This window comes from Bradyrhizobium sp. USDA 3240 (genome assembly GCF_054063295.1).
Genome location: NZ_JBSSGD010000002.1, coordinates 5,729,563 through 5,752,700, shown reverse-complemented (window position 1 = coordinate 5,752,700; position 23,138 = coordinate 5,729,563). Strand labels below are relative to the sequence as shown.

The window sequence follows — 23,138 nt, the reverse complement described above, 5'->3', positions numbered from 1 at the left end:
AAAGCACAATCCCTTGAAGGTCATTAACAATGCTGCCGGCGCTGACAAGTCGCCGATGGTTTCCACGGCGCCGCTCTTTGCCGGTCTGCCGCTTCTCTGCTACGCCCTCTGCGCGCTCGCAGTGCTATTTCCATTTGCTGCCGCGGCTCAGACAAAGCGGGACGGCAAAGGAGAACCACCGCGAGCTGCGCCTGGCAGCGCGACCGGCACCCTCAACCTGTCCTCCTCACAGGGCAAGACAGTTCATCTGACCGCTCCTGCGGCCAGCATCTTTGTTGCAGATCCGGCGATCGCCGATTATCAGGCCCCCTCAAACACGACGATCTTCGTGTTTGGTAAAAAGCCTGGGCGGACCAGCCTGTTTGCCTTGAACGACGCCGGCGAGGCCCTCGCCGAGATGCGTGTTGTGGTCACGCAGCCGATTGAGGATCTGCGTGCCACGCTGAGAGCCGAGGTCGGCGACTATCCGATTCAGGTCAGCTATACCCCGCGCGGAGCGATCCTTGGCGGGACCGCGCCCAATGCAGACGTCGTCGAGACCGCCAAGAAGGTGACCGAGCAGTTTCTCGGTGCGGGTGCGCTGGTCGTTAACAAGATCCAGGTCGCCGGCTCTTTGCAGGTGAATCTCAGCGTCCGCGTGGCGGAAGTCTCCCGCAGCGCCGTCAAGGATCTCAATATCAACCTCTCCGCCTCGGGCCAAAATGGCGCCTTCATTGTCACCGGAAAAAGTGCAGGTTCCGGCGCTGCGGGCGGCGGCGGCACGGTCGGTATCGGATTTAGCGCCGGCAGTATCAACCTGAGCGCTGTTCTCGACGCGCTCGCCAGCGAGCACCTCGCTTCAATCCTGGCTGAGCCCAACTTGACGGCGATGTCCGGGGAAGCTGCGAGCTTCCTGGCCGGCGGCGAATTTCCCATTCCGGTCATGCAGGATAACCGGCAGGTTTCGGTCCAATTCCGCCAGTTCGGCGTGAGCCTGGAGTTTGTCCCCACGGTCCTCAGCAACAACCAGATCAACGTACGCGTGAAGCCCGAAGTCAGTGAATTGTCCACAGAAGGTGAAGTCAAAATCAATGGCATGGCCGTGCCCGCCCTCTCGACGCGGCGTGCTAGCACCGTTGTCGAGCTCGCCAGCGGTCAGAGCTTTGCAATCGGGGGGCTCATCCGGCGCAACTTCAACACTGACATCGGCGAGTTTCCTTGGCTCGGCGACGTGCCGATTCTTGGCGCGCTTTTTCGCTCCTCATCGTTTCAAAAGCGCGAAACCGAGCTCGTCATTGTCGTCACACCCTACATCGTTCGGCCGGGATCGAACCCGACTCGGATGAGTGCGCCGAACGATCGCATCGCGCCGCCCTCAGATGCGGGCCGCGTTCTGACGAACACGCTGGCACGGCCGTCCCGAGATCGCGATGGGCACCGCACGAGCGCACCAGGGTTGACTGGCAGTGCCGGCTTTATCATCGAGTGAGGATCGTCAAATGCCCCTACGACATTTGTGCCATTTGATCGCTGTTGCGGCAGCATTAGGCGGATGCGCAAACAATGCTTCGACCCATTCTGGATCGGCTCAACAAGCGATTGAGGTGGAGCAGAAGAACAGCGTGTTGGTCCTGCAGAGCCTTCGCGGCTCCGAAAGGCGCCGGCTGCACAGTTTCATTGCAGCTGCGAGTGGCGGCCGGCGGGATGCACTTCATATCGAGGTCACCGGCTCGCCCCGTCTCATCGCCCAGGTGACGCACGAAGCCCGTGCCATGGGCGTTGCCCCTTACAACATCCGCCTGTCGGCCTCCCCGCTCGATCTGCCTGCCCGTTTCGGGGTGAGGATCGAGGCAATCACCTATCAAGTCCATCCTCCTGTCTGTCCGTCGCTTTCCATCGTCGGGCCTGCAGTTGACGATAATTCGTTTGACCCGACGCTCGGCTGCTCGACCAGAAGCAATCTGGCAGCCATGGTCAACGATCCGCTCGACTTGCTGGACAATCGATCGGTTATGCCAAGCAATGGCGATCGTGCCGCCGGTCCCGTTGCGAACTACGGGACATTTACCGCGCGCAACAAGAGCAATGGCGACGATGGAGCCAACAGGGCAGCGCCGGAAGCCCCAGCGGGCGGAACGAGGGACATACAGCCGCCTCGATGACGGCCTTTCGCAATCGCAGCCCCCGGTCAAAACGATCTAGACCAGTCCGGCAGCGTAAAGCGCTTTTGCGACCGGCTCGAAATACTCTGTAGGAACCGGATTGCCCAGCCTTGCTTTGCCGAGGAGCTGGTGCGCCAGGATGTCGTCATCTACAATACGGAGGCAGAGCGCGCGCGCCTCATGAAGCAGCTGTGACGCAGCGTCGCCTTCGCCACGGCAGACCAGGATCGGCACGCCGGTTTCGCCGCGAACATAGCGCAACCCAATCAAGGTTGCCGCTCCCCTCAATATCAAAGTGGCGCGATGGACGCCGAGCGGAGCCTCGTTCGCCGCCTCCTGCCGCAGACGGCGGTGCTCACGCTTTATCTGCGGATTGCCTTGCTGTTCCTTGTTCTCGCGCTTGGCCTCGGTTTCCGTCATGCGCATGTCCTGCAGAAACAACCAGCGCTGGATCAGAAGGTCGGCCAATCCGCCGACCAGAAAAGCCGCAGCGGCAATTCCGGTTAGCAGTTTGACCTCGGTGAAGACGAAGCCAAGACAGCCCATGCCGCAGACCGGCAGGTACACCAGCGTCTTCCAGCTTGCCATCACGGTGAGGAACAAACTCGTCCCGAGGACCACCACCTTGACCAGCGTCTTGCCAAGTTCGATCAACGAACGTTTCGATGCGATCCGCTTCAGGCCCTTGACGGGATCCAATTTCTCCAGCTTCGGCTTGAGCGGCTCCGAGGCAAACATAAAGCCGCCATTGGCCAGGATATTCGCCAACAGGGCCGCTGCCACGGCACAGGCGAGCAATGGCGCGACGGCTGCCAGCGAAAGCTCCAGCAAGCCACTGAGCGCTTGCGGGACCGCGCTCGTGAACGGCTGCTCCTGCACTTTGTCGATCAGCCGGACCGTTTCGTGCCACTTGTCTTCGATCGGCCCGGCTCTCCACCACAGACAGCCGAAACCGGCGCATGCGCTGACACCGCTCACCAAATCGGAGCTGCGCGCGCTCTGCCCCTTCTTGCGCGCATCGCGCAGCTTCTTGGGAGTTGGAGGTAGCTTTTTCTCCTCGCTCGAGCCGCTCATTTCAAGAGCTTCTTCAGATATTCCAGCACGTTGTCCGACGTGAGGATCTCAGCTCCCGCGTATTCAAGAAGATAGACGGTGTAGCTGACCATGATGAGACCGAAGGCGACATTCTTGATCGTCGGAGAGAGATCGTTCAACTTGAGCTGCGATGCAAAGCGCCCCAGCATCATGACCGATATATCGATCAGCAGCAGCAGGACCAGCACCGGCCCGGCGACCAGAAGCGTCGTCAGCATAATGTGATCGAGTAGGCTCAGACATTGCATTGCCCCTTGCGCCGTCACCGCGGGCAGAAGCTGATACACGGGCCAGATCCGGTAGCTGCCATAAAGGCTTCTCACCATGGTCTGCAGGCCGCCCACCAGAACGAAAATCGTGACCGCCGTGATGCCGAGAAAAAGCCCGGTTCCCGACGCTTGGCTATGCGTTGCGGGATCCTCCGCCGCCACCTGGCTCGAAATTCCCCGTTGAGTATCGATGATGTCGCCGACCGCCTGGATACTCCATAATGGGATACTGAGCAGGATTCCGAGCAGAAGGCCGACGAACACCTCTTTCAGACCGAGCATGGTGACGCTGACCAGTCGCGTGTTTGGATCCAGCGCCTCCAAGCCGAGCTTGATCTGCGCCAGACACGGCAGTCCGATCGCAATCGTCATGCTTCCTCGAACCAAGCCACTTATACGTGGCCTCGTAAAGACGGGAAGGACCAGCATGATTCCCAAGGCACGGGCCGCGCTAAGACCCGTTGCGGCGACAAGTTCGATCGCGCCCTGGACCAGAGCTTGCGCATCTGTGGGGGACAGTCCAGCCATCCAGGCTCTGCTAGTATCTGCCGGTGAGTGCGGGAAAGTCGCTGAAGATGCGCTCGGCCTGCTCGATGAGGGGAGCGCTGAGCACCGGAGAAAACCCAGCGAGGACGGCGACGACGACCAGAAGCTTCACCGTCAGGGGCAAGGTTTGATCCTGGAGCTGCGTCGCCGCCTGGATGAGGCCGATAATCAATCCGGAGACCAAGGCTGCGAGGAGCGGTGGCAGAACCCAGATCATGAACAGGACGAGCGATTCGCTCAGATGCGTAAGGATACCGGCTTCATTCATTGTCCGCCTCCCGGCGTTGTGTAGCTCAATACCAGCCCGTGCATGAGACGTGACCAGCCATCGATGGTGACGAACAGAAAGAGCTTGAAGGGAACAGATATCACCGTCGGGGACACCATCGACATGCCCATGGCCATCAGAATCGTCGTGACGATCAGGTCGATGGTAATAAAGGGAAGATAAAGAAGAAACCCGATCTCGAAACCACGCTTGAGTTCGGAGATCAGGAAGGACGGAACCAGAATCACAAAATCATCGGCCGTAGCGCTGCCGCGCATCTCTTCCGACCAGACATGTTCAGTCGAGGACAAGAAAAACCGGCGCTGCTCTTCATTGGTGAATTTCTTCAGATGGGCGCGCAGCGGCTCCTGTCCTTCCTTGGCGGCGGTCATCCAGTCATCGAAGGTTTGGTAGCGAAGTTGGGGATCAGTCAATCGGTTGTAGGTCTGCTCAAAGACCGGAGCGCTGATGAAGACGGTCAGAATCAGTGCCGCGCCGTACAGGACAATGTTCGGCGGTATCGATTGGGTCCCGAGCGCATTGCGAACCAGGAAGAGAACAACGGAGACCTTTATGAAGGCGGTGGTTGTGACGACGGCGAACGCGAGCAGGCCGAGGCCGACTGTCACCGCCAGAAGCGCGAGGATGCTGGGTTGAATCTCAGTCATTGACCGCCAACCTGCCGCGTAACCTGACGGCAAGTTTCTCGCCAATCCGCACGAGGTCGCCGCGTCCAATGCGTTGGCCGTTGGCAAGGATATCGACCGGACCATCAAGCGGCCGGCCAAGTTCGAACACATGACCTTCGTTGATAGTTCGCAAGGTTCCCAGCGGCAGCGGCCAGCGGCCGCATTCAAATACAAGTGTGATCTCAAGGCTGTCGATGTCGGCTTCAGAGGGAAGCTGCTGCGCTTCTGGTTGTGTCGTCATATGTCCACTCTTCAGGGGGTGGGATTGCAAGCGGAATGGCCCCCGCAGGACCAGCCTGTCGTGGGCAATCTCGGCAGGAGCCCATAATTGGTCAGCGGCAAGGATGATCTGGCCGCAAGCGAGGGGAATTGCGTCCGGCAGCAGCGCGTCACCTTGCTGTGCTTGACGAACAAGCCCAATCGTGACGCGGAGCGAGCCAATCTGGCCTGCAACGATGACAGGCAGCTCAGAACGAAGCTTGGGCCGCTGTCGCGGCAATCGGCCAAGCAGTTCGCCGAGGGCGCTGAACGCAGGTGGAACGGGACCGTCGAGAGACGGGAATAGAAGCAGGCGAGCCTTCGCTGTAAGCGGACCATAGGAGACGTCGAACTCAATATATGGACCCGACATCACTGCTTTATGGGTGCGGATAAGCTGCAACGGCCGTCGGATCAATCTCTCCAGTGGAGCGAGCAATTGTTCAAGCGCGAGTTCAAGGATCAGCGAACGACTTGGCTCGGAAGGTAAGGTTAAACCACTCTGCACGTTCGCAATCAACGCTTCCACAAGCGAACCAGGCAAGGACAAGACGACCGTTTCGCCGCCGGCGTCAAAGACGCAGTCAAGCATCGATGCCGCAGCCGGCTCGGCCTGCCAGACCAGCCGGTTATGATCCAGCGACAGCGGTTTATCTCCTAGATGGCTTTGCAGAGCGACGCGGAACGCTGCGATTTCATTGAGCCATGAGACCACAGCATGAGAGAGGATCAGCGCTGGTCTGAACGGTGCGGGTTCCCCCGACGATCGCGACGCAACCCTCCCTTCCACATCAGGGCGTCCTGGCGTTGGAGAAGTGGCCATCAGGTCGGCTCGCCTCCCACTTGGCGATCTGATCCCCTCCGGTACCGAAGCACGACCTCATCATCGGCTTCAATTTCGGCCGCAGCTTCGCAATGCGCGTCGGTCATGCGCTGAACGTCGCGCTCGATCTCTTGCCATTTTTGGCTCGCCGTTGAACGTTTGGCCCAGAGGGTCCGCGCCTCAAGAACGGCAGCCTCGGCCTGGTCTTGAGCGGAACGTGCCTCATCAAACGCCCGTTGCGTCGCTGCGATCTCCTCTGTGAGCCGCCCAATGATGAGATGGTGGCGCCGCTCGAGGTCGGCGACCGATATCGCATCGGCCGACAACATTTCCCGATAAAGCTCGGCTTCAACCCTTGCGCGGCGTCGTTCGGCATTTGCAAGATGCGTGGAAGCCTGTTCGACGGCATCAACCGCGATGTGGCGCCTGGTTTCCATGTTGGACAGTTCACGAAGGGCGCTTCGCTCCCTCATGTCCTTGACGAGCCGCAGTTTAGACGCATGAACGCCATTCAGGCGGTCAGACGTGACATCCATGCCACCGTCTCCTCAAAACTGCATGCCTGGTCCTGACCCTGGCGCAAAAATGCCCGCAACTCATCAATCGAGGCGATCGCCCGGTCCGTCAACGGATCGGAGCCTTGCTTGTATTCGCCGACCTTGATCAAAAACTCCGCCTCGGCGTAACGCGAGAGCAGATCACGGAAGAAGGATGCCGACTTGCGATGCGGCACAGACACGATTGCGTCCATGACGCGGCTTCGGCTCGACAACACGTCGATGGCCGGAAACTGCTCTCGCGAGGCAAGCGCGCGTGAGAGAATGATATGGCCGTCAAGAATGCCGCGCGATTCTTCGGCGATGGGATCGCCCGTGCCGTCACCTTCGACGAGCACGGTGTAGAAAGCCGTGATTGAACCGTGCTCGCCCATGCCAGCACGCTCCAATAGGCCTGGCAACAGCGCGAAAACCGAGGGCGGAAATCCGCGTCGAGTCGGAGGCTCTCCTGCGGCAAGGCCGATTTCACGCATGGCGCGGCTAAAGCGCGTCAATGAATCCATCATCAGAACGACGCGCAATCCTTGATCACGAAAATATTCGGCCAGCGCGGTTGCCATATGGGCGCATTGCGCCCGCTCCATGGCCGAACTGTCGGAGGTTTCAACGACGACGACCGAACGGTGCATGGCCTCGCAAAGATGGCGCTCGATGAATTCACGCACCTCCCGGCCACGTTCGCCGATCAGCGCGACGATGGTGACATCGGCGGCCGCGCCTTTGACGATCTGCGACATCAGCGTCGACTTGCCGCAACCAGCGTCACCATAGATTCCGATCCGCTGGCCTTCTCCACATGTCAGAAGCCCGTCCAGGACGCGAACGCCAAGCGGAAAAGGCTGTTCGATGCCGCGTCGCTTCATGGGGTTGGGCGCCCTGCCGCGCAGCGGACGAACTTCGCCAGTCTTTATCGGGCCCCCGCCATCGAGTGGACGGCCGAAGCTGTCGATTACGCGGCCGAGCAAATTGGGACCGACTGGCACTTCCTGCATTCGCCCGGTCGTGACCACTTCTGCACGGCTGGACAATCCGACCATGTCGCCGATCGGGGTGAGTAACACCCCGTCCGGCAATAGACCGATCACCTCGGCCTCTAGTGACCACCCGCTGCGAGGATCTTGCAGGAGGCACAGTTCCCCAACACGGGCCTCCGGCAGAACGGCGTGGAGCAGCGTGCCTATTGCCCGCGTGACCCGACCACGAACGGCGCGGGTGTCGATATGCTTTGCGGAAGATCTTAAGGACGAGAGCGCGGCGTGAACATTCCCTTCCCCTGCCGCAGCCTCATGGGCTGGTCGTTGCATGGTCACGGCTCGCTCTCCTGCGAGGACAAACCAAGGCCAAGACGAAGCGCGCGGACCTGCGCGGCAAGTCCAAGGTCGACATTGCCAAACTCGCTCCACAAAACGCACTGGTCCGCCGTCAGCGCAGGATCCGGCTCAATCCTGACCTTAGGTCGGTCGTCAAGTCCATCGTAGGCCGCGAACTCACTGGCCAGCAGATCGGCTTTCAGGGGCGATACGTGAAGGCACACTTCCGTGTTCTTATACTTTTGCTCGATGGCGTGACGAACGGCCCGCACCAGCATCTCGCTCGGCTCAAAGGCACCCAGCAAATTGCTCACGATCTCAATGACCAACTGCGGCAATTCCTGATCCAGAGCGGCCTTTCGCTGCGCCAGTTCGCAAACAGCCTGCGCGATCAGCCGTGTCATTTCCTCCGCTCCCGTCTTTTTGCCCTCGGCATGGCCGCGCATCCGTTCCAGCTCAAAAGCTTTGCGTCCCCAGCTACGAACGCGCTGCAGATGTCGCTCGGCAGCGGCGAGCGCTTGCACGGCATCGTGCCAAACCTTGAGTTCGGCTGCCCGTATCAGGGGCCCGAGCGGGCGAATCCGCGGCGCCACCGGCAATGCTGGGACATCGGCGGTCATCCCCTGGCAACCTCCGTCCTCAAATGAGCCATGACCAAGGAAAGCAGCGGGCCTGCGGCACCACGGTAGTCGGCGGCCGGATTGTCCGCGGCGGTCCCAACGGGCAAGCGTAGAAGCACGCGGATACGCTCAAGCGCTGGAGCCTCGTCGAGCCAGGTGCCGAGACAGACGTGCCCATCGTGTTCAATCTGTCGCGATAGTTGCTCCGGGTCGGCAATGGGCGTCGTTGCGACCGCGCTTGATAAATGCCGGATCCCAAAAGCATGCGCTTCGGCACCGATCAGTTCGACCAAAATTGATAGATCGTGCCTTGAAACCAGCTTCAGGACCGAGCGCGCATGCCAGATACTACCTGCGAGCAGGGCAGCTCGACGCGGATCATGCCCGAGCAGCAGGTCTTCGTTCCAGTTGGCTCCGCTCACCTCGACTTCGCTGCCAAGCAGCAGCCCGGCCAGTTTTGGCTGCAGTCTGGAACTCTGCTGTAGCCGCAGCAACGTGGGAGGCGACAGCAGCGGATCAAGGCGCGCAGCAAAGTGGCTCGGATGAATGGAGGCAACAAGCTCGTGCAGCCGATCGGAAGCCAACATGGACGAACGATTGGATTCGGTGAATGACATCGATGCCGACATAAGCGTCCTGACTACGTCGCATCAGAAGTGGTCTTCTTGTCAGCAGCCCGGACGGCCGGCACGCTCGAACCTCCGCCAAACATGGTCAGCTTACGCGACGATTGCCCGAATTGACGAATACGCGCGCCCAACAACACGTAAGAGGCGATGCCGAATGCGGCGCCGGCACCGCCCACCCCGAGCGCAAGCAACGGCGTTGAAGCAAATTTTGCTGGTTGAGGGGAACTGGCTGCCCGTGACGACTCAAGCGGCGCCCGCTCAACCGGCACAAAGACGACCGCCACCTTGTCGTAGGAGAGCCCCTCGATGCTGTTGGCGACCAACATCTTGATCTGCGGTAAGAGCGCCGAGAGCTTCGCGTTAGAGCCATGTCGAATGAAGACCGACGCCGAGGATGGGGTCGCATCCTGCCGCAACAGATCGTTCTTCGGCAGAACGACATGAACACGCGCTGAAAGGACACCATCGATGTTACTGATCGTGCGGGATAATTCTTCGCTTAGCGCATAGATGTAACGAGCGCGCTCCTCGATCGGTGAGGCAACCAGTCCCGCCCCCTTGAACACCTCGCCAAGATTCTTAAAGGATTGGCGAGGCAACCCCTCGACATTCAGCAAGTCAATCGAATACGCAAGCTGCTTTTCCTCGACCTGGATTGCGCTGGTTCCATCCTTGGCGACAACACGGACCGCATCGACACCCTTACCAAGAAGAAGCGCGAGCATCTCATTAGCCTCACGCTCCTGAATCTTGGTATAGAGATCGGTCTTACAGCCAATCAAAGCAAGAAGGAGCGGCAGGGCAAGACAAATGCGAAGCCGCCGCCACGATCGATGGCCGCCACCGCCACGCCTCTGGACCACGTCAGTCATCATCCTCGCTCAGCCGGCCGATAGCAGCTTGTTCAGCGACGAACTGACGGCGCTGGTGCTCTTGGAGACAAGTGAAACCTGAACGACGTCTCTGTAGACATCGCGCAGACCAACCATCATCGAATCGAAATCCGAACCTATCGGCTTAACCGCCGCATGTGCGCCGACATCATCCACCTGCACAAGCAGCTGCGCAGCCGACCCCCCTTGCACGCCACTCGGAGCAGGCGTGCCGCTGACTGCGGGAGAAACGGCACAACTCCGGTACATAGTGGAAAGCGCATGAAGGACGCGATCGCCCGGCGGACTTGCGAGCGCACTCGCACGCTGAACCTCTGATACCGGCGGAGCGACTGCCGCCCTAGCTGAGACTGACGAGGCAACGACCTCATTGGAAGACGCTTGCGCAAGGGACTGCTCAAAGTGGGCCTGCTCGCCAGTGGCGGCCGGCGAGCAGGCACTGGAAACACAGTCAGCTGAATGGGGAGAGATCGGCGTCGCGCCTACCATCATAATATAAGGAGTCATTGTGCTCGTGTGATGAGATCAGGCATGGTTGAACGACGAACGGATCATGAGCGTAGATTGGCGAGCTGACGAAAACCTGACGAAGATGCCGCTGGTTACGTCATCTAAAGATCACGTTTGGCCTTCACGTTGGAATGAAATTCTAGGTTTTTTTTCAGGCGGAAGGCCTTCGGGAATGCTCATCCGATCCACAACGGTTAACATTTTGAGGAGAGTTCTCCATGTCGGAGTTTTTGTCTATCTGGGATCGGTAAGCGCGCTCGGCGCATCCCTCTCACTGCCGTCGGCTCCTTACAGCTACACGGTTCTGGATCAGGACCTTTCCGCCGCGCTGCAGGAGTTCGGCAACAATCACAATATCAGGGTCAATGTCAGCGCCGAGGTAAAGGGCCGGATTCGTGGGCGAATGCCGGACCAGCCACCGCGAGAGTTCCTCGAGCGCTTGACCAATCTGTACAATCTTCAATGGTATTACGACGGTCTCGTGCTTTACATATCCGCGGCTCAAGAGGCGCAAAGCCGTCTCATTGTGTTGAACCCGATCAGCTTCGATGCGTTCAGGACCGCGCTCGATGTGCTCAACATCTCCGATGAGCGCTATATCGTGAAGCCGGCTCCAGGAGATGGCCTCGTCCTGGCTTCGGGCCCGCCACGCTTCATCGCGCTCGTGGACCAAACGCTCAAGGGCCTTGTGGCGGAGGCGCAGGCGCGGCGGAATCCAACCGCTGCCGAAAAGCCGCCACTGGGGTCGGTTTTGATGTTGTTTCGTGGCTCCTCGAGCACGGTCATTCGCGACGGACGACCTGAAAGCCACTATTCCTCAGAAGCGCAGCATCAGGACGGCATCGCGCGCGAAGCTGCAGGCCAGAAGTGACTTAACAATACGAGAGAGCTCGAGCCGAGGATCCGAACTGCATTCGCTTAAATCCTCTGATCGTCAGCTTTTCGAAAGCCGCCTTACCCAGGATGAGCCTGTCTGGATGGCGGCGCCTCGCATCGACCGCGCCAGACGTGTGCATCCAGGAGAGCTTGAAGATCAACGCGAACCTCCGAAACAGCTGCTTCGGTCTCGCAGGACAGGAGCCTTCGCATTGCTCGAGCTGCTCCATCATGCGGGAATGACAGATGGATTTCAACGAATTCGAACCATCGAACACGAGCCCGGACACCAATTCACCGCTACCGCCCACGGACGCTACCGGCTTTGAGCAGCAGCTCAACGGCGCTCAGGGTGGTGCTGCGCCACATCGTACCGCCTCGCCCGCGCTGCCGGGGGAGCCCTATTCGCCATATCTGGACGCAGGCCGTCACTATTCGCCGTACTTGGATGCTCGGCACCCTTATTCGCCATACCTGGATATAGCGCAACCCTATTCGCCAGGCTTGCGTTTGGAGGATGATTCGCATGCGCCGGCTGCGCTCGGTGCAGATCCAGCACCAGAACCGTCCCCGCATCACCTCTCGCAGCAGACGATCGCTCAGGCGATCGAGGCGCATCCGGCCTTCGCACGCCGGACCATCTCAGGCTGGGCCTTCCGAAGTTGTACCGCCAGACCTTTCCGAGTTCCGTATGCGGGACGGACGTCTCGCCAATCTGCAAATTGCAACGATTGTGATCGCCTTTTCGAAGTCTGCCGCACCGAAGCAACTCAGCACAAGATCAGACTTCACTTTCGTACATCAGCCCCGTGGGCGGGTGTTCCCCATTATGATTTTCGAGCGGCGTGGATGATGCCGCTTGAGGTCCGCTGTGCCGCCGGAAGCCGCAGCAGAGGACTTCCGCGAACCTCCAAGATGTATGAACGGACGCATGCTGTTCCGGCTGCCTACATACGGCCGAAAGCCGCCCACACCCCGTCCTCGCCGTCCCAGCTGCCTCGGCTCGCCGCCTTGGAGTACTCCGTGGCGCGCTGCTCGAAGAAATTGGCGTGCTCGACGCCATTGAGAATCTCGACGAGCCAAGGCAGCGGATGCGGTTTGAGCTGCGTGAACCCATCCTCCTCGGCCTTGAAGAAGCCGAAAACCGGGGCAATCCGGAGTTGGGTCAGTCGCCAGTCGGCGACAAAACGGACGTAGGCGTGGATCTGCTCAGGGCGCATGCCCTCGATCTTGCCCAGGCCAAAGGCGAGATCGACGAAGTTCTCCTCCAGCTTTACCATCGTTCTGGCGACATCGACGATGTCGTCACGGACCGAGCGCGTCACGGCGCCGGTCTCGCGGTGCCATTCGTGAAACAGCTTGATGACGCCCTCGCAGTGGAGACTCTCGTCGCGCACCGACCAGCTTACGATCTGTCCCATGCCGTTCATCTTGTTGTGGCGCGGAAAATTGAGCAGCATAGCGAAGCTCGCGAACAACGCCATGCCTTCGGTAAAGGCGCCGAACATAGCCAGGGTGCGCGCGACATCGGCCACGGTGTCAACGCCGAACTCGTGCATGTAGTCCGCCTTGGCGCGCATTTGCGCATAGCTGCGAAATGCCTCGAACTCGGTCTTGGGCAAGCCGAGCGTCTTGAGCAGCAGCGCATAGGCGTCGATGTGGACCGTCTCCATGTTCGTGAAGGCCGCCATCATCATCTGGACGGTGAGCGGCTGGAAAATCGGGATGTATCGCTTGAGATAATTGTCACCGACCTCGATGTCCGACTGAGTAAAGAAGCGAAAGATCTGGGTGAGCAGCGCGCGCTCGCTGGCGGTGACGCGGTACGACGCCCAGTCCTTGAGGTCGTTGCCGAGCGGCACCTCCTCGGCCATCCAATGCGTCTGCTGCTGACGCTTCCAGAACTCGTAGGCCCAAGCGTAGCGATCAACGTCATAGCTGCCCATCGAGTCAAGGAGACCAACGCGTCCCTTGCCGATCAGCGTGCGCGGATCGACAGACGAGAGATCGATCATTGACATGCGAGGCACTCCTCATAATCGGTGCGCTGCGCAGGCGGCTGCCGCGGCGCGGCCTCGTCATCGTCGACGATCTTGCCGGCGAACGCCGCGCGCGAGATCGATTTTGAACGGCAGTACTAAAGGCTCTTCACCCCACGCTTCCACGCCGTCCAGTGCAGCATGTGGAGATCCCACTTATCGACCTCGGCCGGCAGATAGAGGTTGATTGACTGACTCTGGCAGATGAATGCGGCCCGGTCGCCTGCAAGCTCGACGATCCAGCGCTGGTCGACCTCGAAGGCGGTGCGAAACACCGCTTTCTCGTGTTCCGACAGAATGTCGAGATGGGCGACCGAACCCTCCTGCGCAATGATCGACTGCCAGGTCACCGGGGTGTCGGCGCCCTTGGCGATCAGTACCCTGGTCAGATGAGGATTACGTACCGAGATGGCACCAGACAACGTCTTGTGGGTGTAGATGTTGGCCGGGATCGGCTCGATGCATGCGCTGGTGCCGCCGCAGATGATGCTGATCGAAGCAGTCGGCGCGATCGCGATCTTCTGGCTGAAGCGCTCCATCACGCCACGTTCCAGGGCGTCCGGGCACGGGCCACGCTCGCGAGCAAGGGCGACGGATGCCGCGTCGGCATCACCCCGGATCTTCCGAAACATCTTTAGATTGAATGATTTCGCCAAGCCACTCACCATTGGAATGCCATTCGCCTGGAGGAACGAGTGGAAGCCCATGACGCCAAGTCCGACCGACCGCTCGCGCAGGGCGGCGTAGCGGGCCCGCTTCATACCCTCCGGCGCCGTCGTGATGAAGTGGGTGAGCACGTTGTCGAGGAAGCGCATGACGTCCTCGATGAAGCCGGGTTCCTCATTCCATTGGTCCCAAGTCTCGAGGTTGAGCGATGACAGACAGCACACCGCGGTGCGCTCCTCGCCGCGATGGTCGATGCCGGTCTCTCGCTGCACAGGTTGGAGGTCGAGACCTTGAGACCGAGCTCGCGCTGGTGCTTGGGAAACGCGCGATTCACAGTGTCGATGAACAAGAGATAAGGCTCGCCTGTCTGCAACCGGTTCTCAAGAATGCGTTGCCATAGCTGTCGCGCGTCGATCTCGCGGACGACCTCGTTCGTCTTCGGGCTGCGCAGAGCGAACGCGGTGCCGGCGCCCACGGCACGCATGAACTCGTCGGTGAGGTTGATGCCGTGATGCAGGTTGAGGCTCTTGCGGTTGAAGTCGCCGGACGCCTTGCGGATCTCGAGAAACTCCTCGATCTCGGGATGCTGGATATCGAGATAGACCGCCGCCGAGCCGCGCCGCAACGAGCCCTGGCTTGATCGCCAGCGTCAGGCCGTCCATGACGTGGATGAACGGGATGACGCCTGAGCTGACGCCGCCCTTCACCTTCTCTCCGATCGAGCGAACATTGCCCCAGTACGTACCGATACCGCCCCCGTTGGAGGCAAGCCACACGTTTTCGTCCCAGGTGCCAACGATGCCTTCGAGCGCGTCCGACACCGAGTTAAGGAAGCACGAGATTTGCAGGCCGCGCGTGGTGCCGCCATTGGACAGCACCGGCGTGGCTGGCATGAACCACAGCCGAGACATCGCGTCATAGAGACGTTGGGCGTGCGCAACATCGTCCGCGAAGGCACAGGACACCCGCGCGAACATGTCCTGGACGCTTTCGCCGACGAGCAGATAACGATCGGTCAGCGTTAGCTTGCCGAACGCGGTCAGCAGGCCGTCGCGCGATCGATCGAGCGTGAGATCGGACGGCTTTGGCAATGGCGCGAGAGGCCGCGGCAGCGGAGGCGATGACGGCGGCGGCACAACACACCGCTGAGGCGCGGCAGACTTTGGCCGCGCCGGCCACGGCCGCACACTCGGCCACTCAATTAGATGACCATGCTGATTGAAATCGTAAGACGGCGACATCGGCAACCCCGCGATGTTAGGGGGTGAAGCCACGCGCACGACTTGCGAGGAGACGGGTCAAACGTCCCAGGCTGCAAGCGACGCACGGGGCACCCCGCCCGAGGACGTTCTATTCTGTCGCGGCAGGTCTCCTGGCTCGCGGGTCGCTGCGGCTGTCGGCCTTCCCGGTGCTGTCGCGGCCAGTGACCATTATGACAACCGCTCGCCGCTTACAGTTGCGGGGGCAGCCCCGGAATAGCCGTTACCGGCGCACCGGGTTCTCTCTTAGCTTCCACCCTACTAGATGCAGAATGGAAGACCGTGGCAGATCTACATACAGACGCCGCGCGTCGAGATTCGTCAAGGCTTGTGGCAGGGGAGTCGAGACGCAGGACGCCACGTCCGCTCCGGGTCCGGGCCCGCAACGCTGTGTTCGAGCAAATGCCCCCCCTGCTTCGGCCCATTCCGTGAAAAGAGTGGCAGCATTTTGATTTCGATGCTCCGTCGCGATGACGGGTGCCTATGCGAGTCCGCGTTGGATAGGAATCCGTTCGGCGAAGGTTCTGGGCGATGCTGGCGAGGGATAATCTCGTGACGCGCGACGTTTGGCTTGCAATTCAAAGCGGTCGAGAATGCGATCGAGCTGCGCCAGCAAGGTGTTGCTCTTCTTGTGGAACTGGCGTGAGGTGCGTCCCTGCCATGATCGTGCGATCTCGGTGGCTTGCCGCGCGCGCCAGATCGAGCGCGATAGCTCCACAAATGCTTGTGGTACCACTGAGCCTTCAACGCGCAACAGTCGCCGTCGCGCTTGCTGACGTGGCCAAGTGTTTTGGCGCCATGATTTACCAGAGCTCCGATCGCAGTAATGACCGTGCCGGCACAACGGTTGTCCTCACTTGCGTGGTCATGGATGAAGCCGCCAAGGAGGCTCGATCTTAGTCAGCTTTTCGCAAGCTGTCCCTGCTAGCATGAAGCGGATAGGTCATCTCGCGGCGACGCCGCTATCCGGGTGTTACGACATGAACGCAGCCGATATTAATGCAACAGCGCCGCAGGTTGGCGCCCCCTCCGACACCGCCGAGAGCGGCGGCGATGACACGCGTGCAGCGCTACTGCGCCGAGCATTCGAAAAGGCTCTCGTTTCCGTCGCCACGCAAGTCATAAGCGATTCCCAGTCGGATATGGATGAGGCCATGAGCGAGCTTGATGATGGGTGAGCCGATGCTCGGCGCCACATAGAGATACAGCCCGCTGAGCTGCTGCCGGTTTGATGGACACCGAGATTAGGTGTTTCATGAAGCCGGAGGTGGCGATGAAAAGACGGAAGTTCAGCCGCGAGTTCAAGGTCGAGGCGGTCAAGCTGGTGCGGGACCGTGGGGTGTCGGTGGCGCAAGCCGGCCGTGACCTGGATGTTCATGAGAATGTTCTCCGCAAATGGGTGAAGGAGTTGGGCTCCGACCCGGCGCAAGCCTTTCCCGGCTACGGGCAGATGAAGCCGGAGCAGCAGGAGATCGAGCGGCTGCGCCGTGAGGTCGCCAAGCTGAAGGCCGAGTGGGATATCCTAAAAAAGGCCGCAGCCTACTTCGCGAAGGAAGCGACATGAAGTTCGCCTTCGTCGCGAAGCACCGGACGATCTGGCCGGTGGCATGGCTATGCGATGCGCTGGGAGTGTCGCGGTCGGGCTTCCATGCCTGGCTGAATCGCTCTCCCAGCACCAGATCCCGCAGCGACGAGGAGCTCGGCGGCAAGGTCAAGGCCAGCTTCGCCGCCAGCGACCGCACCTATGACGCACGCCGGGTGTGGCGTGACCTGCTCGCCGACGGGGCGGATTGGGGCCTGCACCGGATTGAGCGGCTGATGCGCCTGCAAGGCTTGCGGGCGCGGCCGCGACGTCGGCGCTTGCCGAAGGACAGCGGCGATCGACAGCTCGAGACCGTACCGGCGAACCTCCTTGACCGGCAGTTCGCCGCCGAGCGGCCGAACCAGAAGTGGATCGCCGACTTCACCTATCTCTGGACGGCCGAAGGCTGGCTCTATGTCGCAGCGGTGATCGACCTGTTCTCACGCCGCGTGGTGGGCTGGTCGATGAGTGCCGCCATGACGGCACAGCTCGTGACGGACGCATTGTTGATGGCCGTCTGGCGGCGCGGCAAGCCGGATGCACTGTTGCATCACTCCGACCAGGGCAGCCAGTACACCAGCGAGCAGTTCCAGCGCCTGATGGCCGACCACGGCATCGTTTGCAGCATGAGCTGGAGAGCTTCTTCTCCTCGCTCAAGACCGAGCGTACGGCCAACAAGATTTATCGAACCAGAGATGAGGCACGCGCCGATGTGTTCGACTACATCGAACGATTTTACAACACGACCCGCAGGCACTCGACCATCGGCGATCTCAGCCCGCTTAAGTTCGAGCGCAAGGTGGGATTAGCTTAACCGGGTGTCCATCAAACCGGCAGCAGATCACGCGTAGTGATCGAATCGAAGACGTACCAAGTGAAACTTGGCACGTGCCACCAGTTAGATGCGCATTCAATGATCTCAGATCCGAGCTGCGAGCGGGTCCCGCGAATCCGAATGCACCGGGATCTTTTTGGCGGCGGGCTGCTGCGATTTCCTTTTAACGTCCCTAGCAGCTTACTTTGACGGGAATGGCGATGCTCAAAGCCCATAGCGCCTCCGGCTTCCTGAGAAGCTGATGGATGTTCGGGGGGCGCAAGGGTTCACGCCCGGCTTCGGAGGCTAAAGACAGGCAGAGCTCAACGCGAGGCAGGGCTTGTGCTTTTGAGCCGACGGTAGATCGCGCCGTCGAGGCAGCCCTCAATCCAATTTGCGATCTTGACGGGATTTTCACTGCGACGCTTGCGTCGGCATGACTTTGACATGCAGACAAACCTGAGAGCACCGTTCCTGTGCAGCGCCTCCATCGCCGACAACGGGCGGGAACGCGCCACAGCAATTCTGGCCGCGTAGCCGGGCCTGGAGGCCCTCCGCCCGTTTGTCGGGGCGAAGGCTGCGATTGCCGAGACAATCTGACTGTTACCGTCGATCCTGAATCGATAGATCGCCAAGCTGCCCTTCTCGCGGCCGTTTGGCGAAAATGAAAGGCGGGCGCTAGCGCCCGCTTCCACGAGTTTCCGACACGCCCCGGGATCGGGCCTCATGCCGGCTGTGCATGGCGATGGAAAATGCGCTGGAACATGCTCTCGCGCATCATCGTCTTGAAATCCGGTGGCGCATCCGGGTTCTCATTGTGGTTGATCACCGCCTGCGTCACCTTGCGTCCGGAGTTGTCAACCCACCCCTGAGTTGTCTCATGGATTGTCTGAGCGCCATCGGACGTCAGCTGATCAAGCGTCCGCCCAGCATTAGACTGCGTGACCTTCAGATTGTTCTTCCCATCCTTGTCGTCACCGAGCCCCTCCACAACCATGGCATTGTCGCCGTTGGTGATGGTGAGCTTCGAGGAGATGGTTTTTCCTTTGCCATAATCGACCGTGTCCACCGTGATCTTCGTGCCGTCGTCGAGCTGGAAGGTCATACCTTTCTTGAAGTCGAAATCGTCCTTGCCGTCGCCATTAGCATCGACGTGAGGATCGCCGTGGATCCTCGAGACATGGCCGGTCTGGTTGTTTCTAACGGTCCAGGTGCCGTCCTTCTCATCGGCTGTGATCGTATACTTATCACCAAGGTTGATCGTCGCCTTGCCGTCCTTGACCTCGTGCGACCACACTGGCGCTGGCTGAGATGACGGCGCTGGCTGAGATGACGGCGCTGGCGCCTGAGCGACGGCAAGCGGAACCATCGCAAGAGGTGGCGGTGGAGGAGGAACGAAGAACACGGGTGTTGCAGTGGCAGGCGCTGCGCTTGCAGACTGGTAGCTGCCCGGCGCGCGACCCTGTTCGCCGGCATCGATACTCGCCTGATTCACCACGCCGCCGGCGCCATCGACCCAGCCTTGGCCGCTCTCATGGATCGCCTGGGCACCATCGGGTGTCAGCTCATCAAGAGTCATGCCGGCATTGGACTGGGTCACCCTCAGATTGTTTTTGCCATCCTTGTCGTCGCCGAGCCCCTCCACAACCATCGCGTTGTGACCATTCGTAATGGTCAACTTTGAGGAGATGGTCTCACCATTACCGTAGTCGACATTATTGACGGTAATCTTGGTCCCATCGTCGAGCTGGAAGGTCATATCTTTCTTGAAGTCGAAGTCATCCTTGCCATCCCCGTCCGCGTCAACATGGGGATCTCCATGGATCTTCGTGACATGGCCTGTCTGGTTGTTGCGAACGGTCCAGGTGCCATCCTTCTCATCGGCCGTGATCGTATATTTGTCGCCGAGGTTGATCGTGGCCTTACCATCCTTGACCTCATGCGTCCATACCGGATCGACGGAAGGCTCTAAACCCGAACTTTGCTGGCTCAACAGCATGGAAGGAGGAGGCGGCGGCGCCATCATGTACATGGGAGCAGCCACAACTGGAGTGACGACCACCGGAGCGACAACGACGGCAGCACCTGCCGGCAGGTACTGGTAGGCACCTGTTGGGGCATACTGCCCCAACAGCGCGCCGAAAGCGGGGCTGGCAACCACCCCGTCAGACCCCACTCCATTCACCGTCGAATCGAGTGCGCCGACCACGGGGAGACCGGCCACGGGAAGATACGCCATTTAGTTCACTCCTGTTGCATCGAAGAAAGCGGTAAAATTGCGAGCGTTGCGCTCAATCAACTAGGAACCATTTTAGAACGCACTCCTGCCCGATGGGGAGCGAATGGATGCTTCTCGCTGCCGGCGCCGGCAACCCTGATGAGCCCCCCCCCTCCTCTCGTCGGTTTGGCACGAGCATGTCGCACGCATCCAAGTTCCAAGACTGTACCAGCAGTACCTGTCGAAAAGCTGACGACAACAAACCATCGACTGAACATCACAGCCCTCGTCAGCAGACACGGGCTGGGGATCGCATGATTGCTCGCAGCCGCCTTCCACGACAGACCACCTTTAGGGAATATCCACGCTCGCCGATCACCGGTAACATGCAGTCTCGCACCCGACGATCGACTGTCCGATGTCAGCTACACTGAGTAGGCCCTGCTCCTTGCGAGGCCTCAATAAGCGACGAGGTCTCACCGCGAAGCCGCCAGTCGCCCCGTCGGACCAGCCCCCCCCCCCCCCCCCCCCCCCCCGTTGGGCGCTATCGATGCAATCTCTAAGTGCCGGCGATCACACCACCAGTCTCCGCAGCAGCTCTCACCGACAAACGCAACAACCCGGCCGTAGGCCCAGCGACCGGGCCTGATCGCCGGACCACGCACACCCGTCAGAGCTTCGCTGCAAGCTTCACCAGACCAACGAATTGCGCCTGACGCGCAGGGACGTTCGCCGCGCCGATATCGGCTCGGCGTCAGGCTGATCATACGCGCGGCCAGGGAGGCAAATGAAGCTTGCAAGCTGTCAGCAGGTGATGAGCTTCTGCAAAGTGCCGCCCCAATGTTCTGGAACGCGAGACTCGTCAGCTTCTCGAAAGGTAGCGCTCCTAGCATGAGGCCGCTGAACTGTAGGCGAGGAGTCGCCTATTGAGCGTAACAAGACGAGCATAGGAGAAGTCGATGATTGGAGAAATGATCGGAAGCGCTGCCGGCGGACGGTTGGGCGGACCTGCCGGAGCTGCGATTGGTTCCGCCGTGGGCGGGGCCCTTGATCACGCCTTTGGAAAGGTGATCCACAAGCTGGGGTCCGAAGATAGTCACCCCGACAAAGCTGCCGACAACAAGAACGCTGAAACGAGCAACGTACAGCCCAAGACCGATGGTCTCGGCAAGAACGCAGAGCTGGGCCTGAGCAGTCTGGGGGGCGAGCACGTCTTTCTTTCTATTCCTGCCATCGTATCGTCGGCCCGCCCGACGTAGCAGGCCACAACTACGACACACGACAAAGAAAGGTGAATAGACATGGCGGTTAATAGTGTTGGCGGTAACGGTGCCGCTCCTGCTACTCAGCAGACCCAGGATGCCGGTTTCCAGAACCAGATGGCTGAGTTCGAGCGTGTTAGCCAAAAAGTTCAGGCCCAGGCCGTGGCGATGCGCAGAATTACGACCGAGCTCTCTTCCGAGAAGAAGGTCGCCGACGAACGCGTCCAGTAAATCTGCAAGGCGGTTGGCTCACCGAGTCGCTACCGTGTCCGCGCAGTGAATGACGAACTCTGCAAGAGCCGTACGGCGAACTGCCGTACGGCTTGTCTCGTTATTCAGGAGATGATCCGTGAGCGAATCGATTTCTCTCGAGTTTGAGGTCTTATCGGGACTCTATGCCGGGCTTAGGGGCAAAACCGCTATTGGGGCCAGCCTCATCGGCAGCGGCCTCGATGCCGATCTGATCTTCTTTGAACAAGGGCTCGAACCGCGCCACCTTCGCATCACCCCGCATACCAATTCGATCGAGATCGAGGCCCTTGCAGCCAATATCAGACTGGACGGCCGCGAGAATATGCCCCCAGGCGAGCGCGTTAGTGTTCCTCTTCCTGCCGTCGTTCATGTCGGCGCCATGTCCATTCGCTGGTCGACGCAAGATTTGCCGCAAGGTGGCTCAAGCAGCCGCTCTTTTATCTGGATCGTAGTGCTCAGCCTCGTCTTGCTCAGCTCCATGGCGATCGGCGCCGTCTCGCCCATATTCGCCCCTGACGATAACGCAGTGCCGCCGAGCACAGACGCATCGCCTGTGGCCGACATTGCCGCCAAACCAGCCATCAATCGTCTGGATGCGAAGGGCCGCTGATGCAACTGCCGAATTGCTGCGGCAGGAGGTTGAACGAGGAGGCCTTCTTAATATCAAGGTCGGTTCGGGGCACGGCGTCGTGACCGCGGAAGGAACCGTGACCCCAGCCCTTGGCGCAAAATGGCAGGAAATCCAGCAATGGTTTGATCATCAAACCAACGGAACTCCTGCCCTTGTGAACGCGGTCACCGTCAAGGACGAAAAGGCGCCGCCCTCAATCTCGGTCCAAGCGGTTTGGCGCGGAAGCGAACGTTATCTTCTTATCGGCGGCCAGAAGTATTTCGTGGGAGCGCTGCTGAGCAATGGATGGACCGTCGATCGAATCGAGGATGGACGAGTGCTGCTCAGTCGGAACGGCCGCTTCGCTGCACTTCCCTATTAATGTTTTCGCCCTGCAGGAAGAAAGGAGAAGCCTATGGCCCGACTGCCCCAGCACCCTGTAGGGTCCGGCCCCTTGTCGCAGGGGTATGACGCGGGGGAGCATGCATCGGTCAACGGCCCGCCCCCCCCGAAAGCCGACCACATCGAAGTCGAGGGCGCTCATGCAGATGGCGCCACGAAACAGGCGTCGTGGCGAGACGCATCCGCTCAGGATCTGACAATTGATCCTGCGAGCGAAGCCGCGCTCGAGGTCGGCCCGATCGATGCAATCTCGCGCGTCACTCTCTTCGAGAGGGCTGCTGGCGCAAATGAAATCGACCCCCGCGCTGTACTTGCGTCACTTTATGGCCACAATCTGTCACAAGGCCTGCTCTCCTTCGTCATTCCACGCCTGCGTCATCCGGACGTGCTGCGCGCAGACAGGCATGGTGCTCTTCTGGAGCGCTTAACGCAAACGCTGGAATCAACGCCAGACGACAAGACGGCCGGCGAATGCTTGGCGATCCTGCAGCAAGAACTGCGGCGGTTCCTTCTGCTCCGGCAAAATCAGAACAGCTTGATCAAGGGCTAG

General features: G+C 60.2%; 22 protein-coding genes, 3 pseudogenes and 1 riboswitch. Of the genes and pseudogenes, 10 read left to right on the top strand and 15 right to left on the bottom strand.

Going from position 1 to position 23,138, the window contains the following annotated elements:
* Positions 1–13: 13 nt before the first annotated feature.
* Together ACVIGA_RS27850 and ACVIGA_RS27845 are read left to right on the top strand one after the other, a co-directional pair.
* On the top strand, positions 14–1,468 hold the full coding sequence (locus ACVIGA_RS27850) for a type II and III secretion system protein family protein (RefSeq protein WP_166071927.1): 1,455 nt from the start codon (positions 14–16) through the stop codon (positions 1,466–1,468).
* Between the two features lie 10 nt (positions 1,469–1,478).
* The gene (locus ACVIGA_RS27845) at positions 1,479–2,141 is read left to right on the top strand and encodes a CpaD family pilus assembly lipoprotein (RefSeq protein ID WP_166071926.1); all 663 of its coding nucleotides are present in this window, start codon (positions 1,479–1,481) and stop codon (positions 2,139–2,141) included.
* Positions 2,142–2,177: 36 nt separating this feature from the next.
* On the opposite strand, the gene ACVIGA_RS27840 is transcribed toward ACVIGA_RS27845, so the two are convergent.
* The 11 genes from ACVIGA_RS27840 to ACVIGA_RS27790 are packed head-to-tail and all read right to left on the bottom strand — an operon-like array spanning position 2,178 to position 10,587.
* A complete protein-coding gene (locus tag ACVIGA_RS27840; protein WP_456668674.1) occupies positions 2,178–3,215 on the bottom strand; it encodes an EscU/YscU/HrcU family type III secretion system export apparatus switch protein in 1,038 nt (345 codons plus the stop codon).
* Entirely contained in the window at positions 3,212–4,033 is an 822-nt protein-coding gene (gene sctT / locus ACVIGA_RS27835) for a type III secretion system export apparatus subunit SctT (RefSeq protein ID WP_456668673.1), read from the bottom strand. The genes ACVIGA_RS27840 and sctT overlap by 4 nt, the downstream gene beginning before the upstream one ends.
* Positions 4,034–4,043: 10 nt before the next feature.
* Positions 4,044–4,319, bottom strand: a complete 276-nt coding sequence (locus ACVIGA_RS27830; protein WP_166071923.1) for an EscS/YscS/HrcS family type III secretion system export apparatus protein — start codon at positions 4,317–4,319, stop codon at positions 4,044–4,046.
* Complete coding sequence (gene sctR, locus ACVIGA_RS27825) at positions 4,316–4,987, bottom strand: type III secretion system export apparatus subunit SctR (RefSeq protein WP_166071922.1); 672 nt, start codon at positions 4,985–4,987, stop codon at positions 4,316–4,318. Before sctR ends, ACVIGA_RS27830 begins: the two co-directional genes overlap by 4 nt.
* On the bottom strand, positions 4,980–6,089 hold the full coding sequence (sctQ, locus tag ACVIGA_RS27820; protein WP_456668672.1) for a type III secretion system cytoplasmic ring protein SctQ: 1,110 nt from the start codon (positions 6,087–6,089) through the stop codon (positions 4,980–4,982). Before sctQ ends, sctR begins: the two co-directional genes overlap by 8 nt.
* The gene (locus ACVIGA_RS27815) at positions 6,089–6,625 is read right to left on the bottom strand and encodes a hypothetical protein (RefSeq protein WP_166071920.1); all 537 of its coding nucleotides are present in this window, start codon (positions 6,623–6,625) and stop codon (positions 6,089–6,091) included. Before ACVIGA_RS27815 ends, sctQ begins: the two co-directional genes overlap by 1 nt.
* Positions 6,601–7,950: a type III secretion system ATPase SctN gene (gene sctN, locus ACVIGA_RS27810; RefSeq protein ID WP_173643973.1), complete on the bottom strand. Its 1,350-nt coding sequence runs from the start codon at positions 7,948–7,950 to the stop codon at positions 6,601–6,603. Before sctN ends, ACVIGA_RS27815 begins: the two co-directional genes overlap by 25 nt.
* A 2-nt stretch (positions 7,951–7,952) precedes the next feature.
* Entirely contained in the window at positions 7,953–8,576 is a 624-nt protein-coding gene (gene sctL, locus ACVIGA_RS27805) for a type III secretion system stator protein SctL (RefSeq protein ID WP_166071918.1), read from the bottom strand.
* Positions 8,573–9,193: a nodulation protein NolU gene (locus tag ACVIGA_RS27800; RefSeq protein WP_456668671.1), complete on the bottom strand. Its 621-nt coding sequence runs from the start codon at positions 9,191–9,193 to the stop codon at positions 8,573–8,575. Before ACVIGA_RS27800 ends, sctL begins: the two co-directional genes overlap by 4 nt.
* A 23-nt stretch (positions 9,194–9,216) precedes the next feature.
* A complete protein-coding gene (sctJ, locus tag ACVIGA_RS27795) occupies positions 9,217–10,077 on the bottom strand; it encodes a type III secretion system inner membrane ring lipoprotein SctJ (RefSeq protein WP_456668670.1) in 861 nt (286 codons plus the stop codon).
* Positions 10,078–10,086: 9 nt separating this feature from the next.
* Positions 10,087–10,587 (bottom strand): nodulation protein NolB, encoded by a 501-nt coding sequence (locus ACVIGA_RS27790; protein WP_456670902.1) that lies wholly within the window; start codon positions 10,585–10,587, stop codon positions 10,087–10,089.
* A 193-nt stretch (positions 10,588–10,780) separates the two neighbouring features.
* On the opposite strand from ACVIGA_RS27790, the gene ACVIGA_RS27785 reads away from it, so the two are divergent.
* The gene (locus tag ACVIGA_RS27785; RefSeq protein WP_166071915.1) at positions 10,781–11,479 is read left to right on the top strand and encodes a nodulation protein NolW; all 699 of its coding nucleotides are present in this window, start codon (positions 10,781–10,783) and stop codon (positions 11,477–11,479) included.
* A 952-nt stretch (positions 11,480–12,431) separates the two neighbouring features.
* Here ACVIGA_RS27785 and ACVIGA_RS27780 read toward each other — a convergent pair.
* The 3 genes and pseudogenes from ACVIGA_RS27780 to ACVIGA_RS27770 all read right to left on the bottom strand — a co-directional run.
* Entirely contained in the window at positions 12,432–13,505 is a 1,074-nt protein-coding gene (locus ACVIGA_RS27780) for a ribonucleotide-diphosphate reductase subunit beta (protein WP_456668669.1), read from the bottom strand.
* Positions 13,506–13,621: 116 nt separating this feature from the next.
* Positions 13,622–14,814 (bottom strand): annotated as a pseudogene (locus tag ACVIGA_RS27775) (ribonucleoside-diphosphate reductase subunit alpha).
* Positions 14,815–14,839: 25 nt separating this feature from the next.
* Positions 14,840–15,430, bottom strand: a pseudogene (locus ACVIGA_RS27770) (ribonucleotide reductase N-terminal alpha domain-containing protein); the annotation flags it as partial.
* Positions 15,431–15,534: 104 nt separating this feature from the next.
* Positions 15,535–15,748: riboswitch (cobalamin riboswitch) on the bottom strand.
* A gap of 680 nt (positions 15,749–16,428) precedes the next feature.
* Here ACVIGA_RS27770 and ACVIGA_RS27765 point away from each other — a divergent pair.
* Positions 16,429–16,626: a hypothetical protein gene (locus tag ACVIGA_RS27765; protein ID WP_166071913.1), complete on the top strand. Its 198-nt coding sequence runs from the start codon at positions 16,429–16,431 to the stop codon at positions 16,624–16,626.
* A gap of 95 nt (positions 16,627–16,721) precedes the next feature.
* Positions 16,722–17,844 (top strand): annotated as a pseudogene (locus ACVIGA_RS27760) (IS3 family transposase).
* A gap of 724 nt (positions 17,845–18,568) precedes the next feature.
* Here the strand turns inward: ACVIGA_RS27760 and ACVIGA_RS27755 are convergent.
* Positions 18,569–20,083, bottom strand: a complete 1,515-nt coding sequence (locus ACVIGA_RS27755) for a DUF1521 domain-containing protein (RefSeq protein ID WP_456668668.1) — start codon at positions 20,081–20,083, stop codon at positions 18,569–18,571.
* Positions 20,084–21,021: 938 nt separating this feature from the next.
* On the opposite strand from ACVIGA_RS27755, the gene ACVIGA_RS27750 reads away from it, so the two are divergent.
* From ACVIGA_RS27750 to ACVIGA_RS27730, 5 genes are all read left to right on the top strand, one after another.
* Entirely contained in the window at positions 21,022–21,321 is a 300-nt protein-coding gene (locus ACVIGA_RS27750; RefSeq protein ID WP_173643919.1) for a hypothetical protein, read from the top strand.
* Positions 21,322–21,363: 42 nt separating this feature from the next.
* Positions 21,364–21,555: a hypothetical protein gene (locus tag ACVIGA_RS27745; RefSeq protein WP_014498042.1), complete on the top strand. Its 192-nt coding sequence runs from the start codon at positions 21,364–21,366 to the stop codon at positions 21,553–21,555.
* 118 nt (positions 21,556–21,673) lie between these two features.
* A complete protein-coding gene (locus tag ACVIGA_RS27740; RefSeq protein WP_456668667.1) occupies positions 21,674–22,186 on the top strand; it encodes a hypothetical protein in 513 nt (170 codons plus the stop codon).
* Positions 22,170–22,568, top strand: a complete 399-nt coding sequence (locus ACVIGA_RS27735) for a SctD/MshK family protein (protein WP_456668666.1) — start codon at positions 22,170–22,172, stop codon at positions 22,566–22,568. Before ACVIGA_RS27740 ends, ACVIGA_RS27735 begins: the two co-directional genes overlap by 17 nt.
* 33 nt (positions 22,569–22,601) lie before the next feature.
* The gene (locus tag ACVIGA_RS27730; RefSeq protein WP_176396263.1) at positions 22,602–23,138 is read left to right on the top strand and encodes a hypothetical protein; all 537 of its coding nucleotides are present in this window, start codon (positions 22,602–22,604) and stop codon (positions 23,136–23,138) included.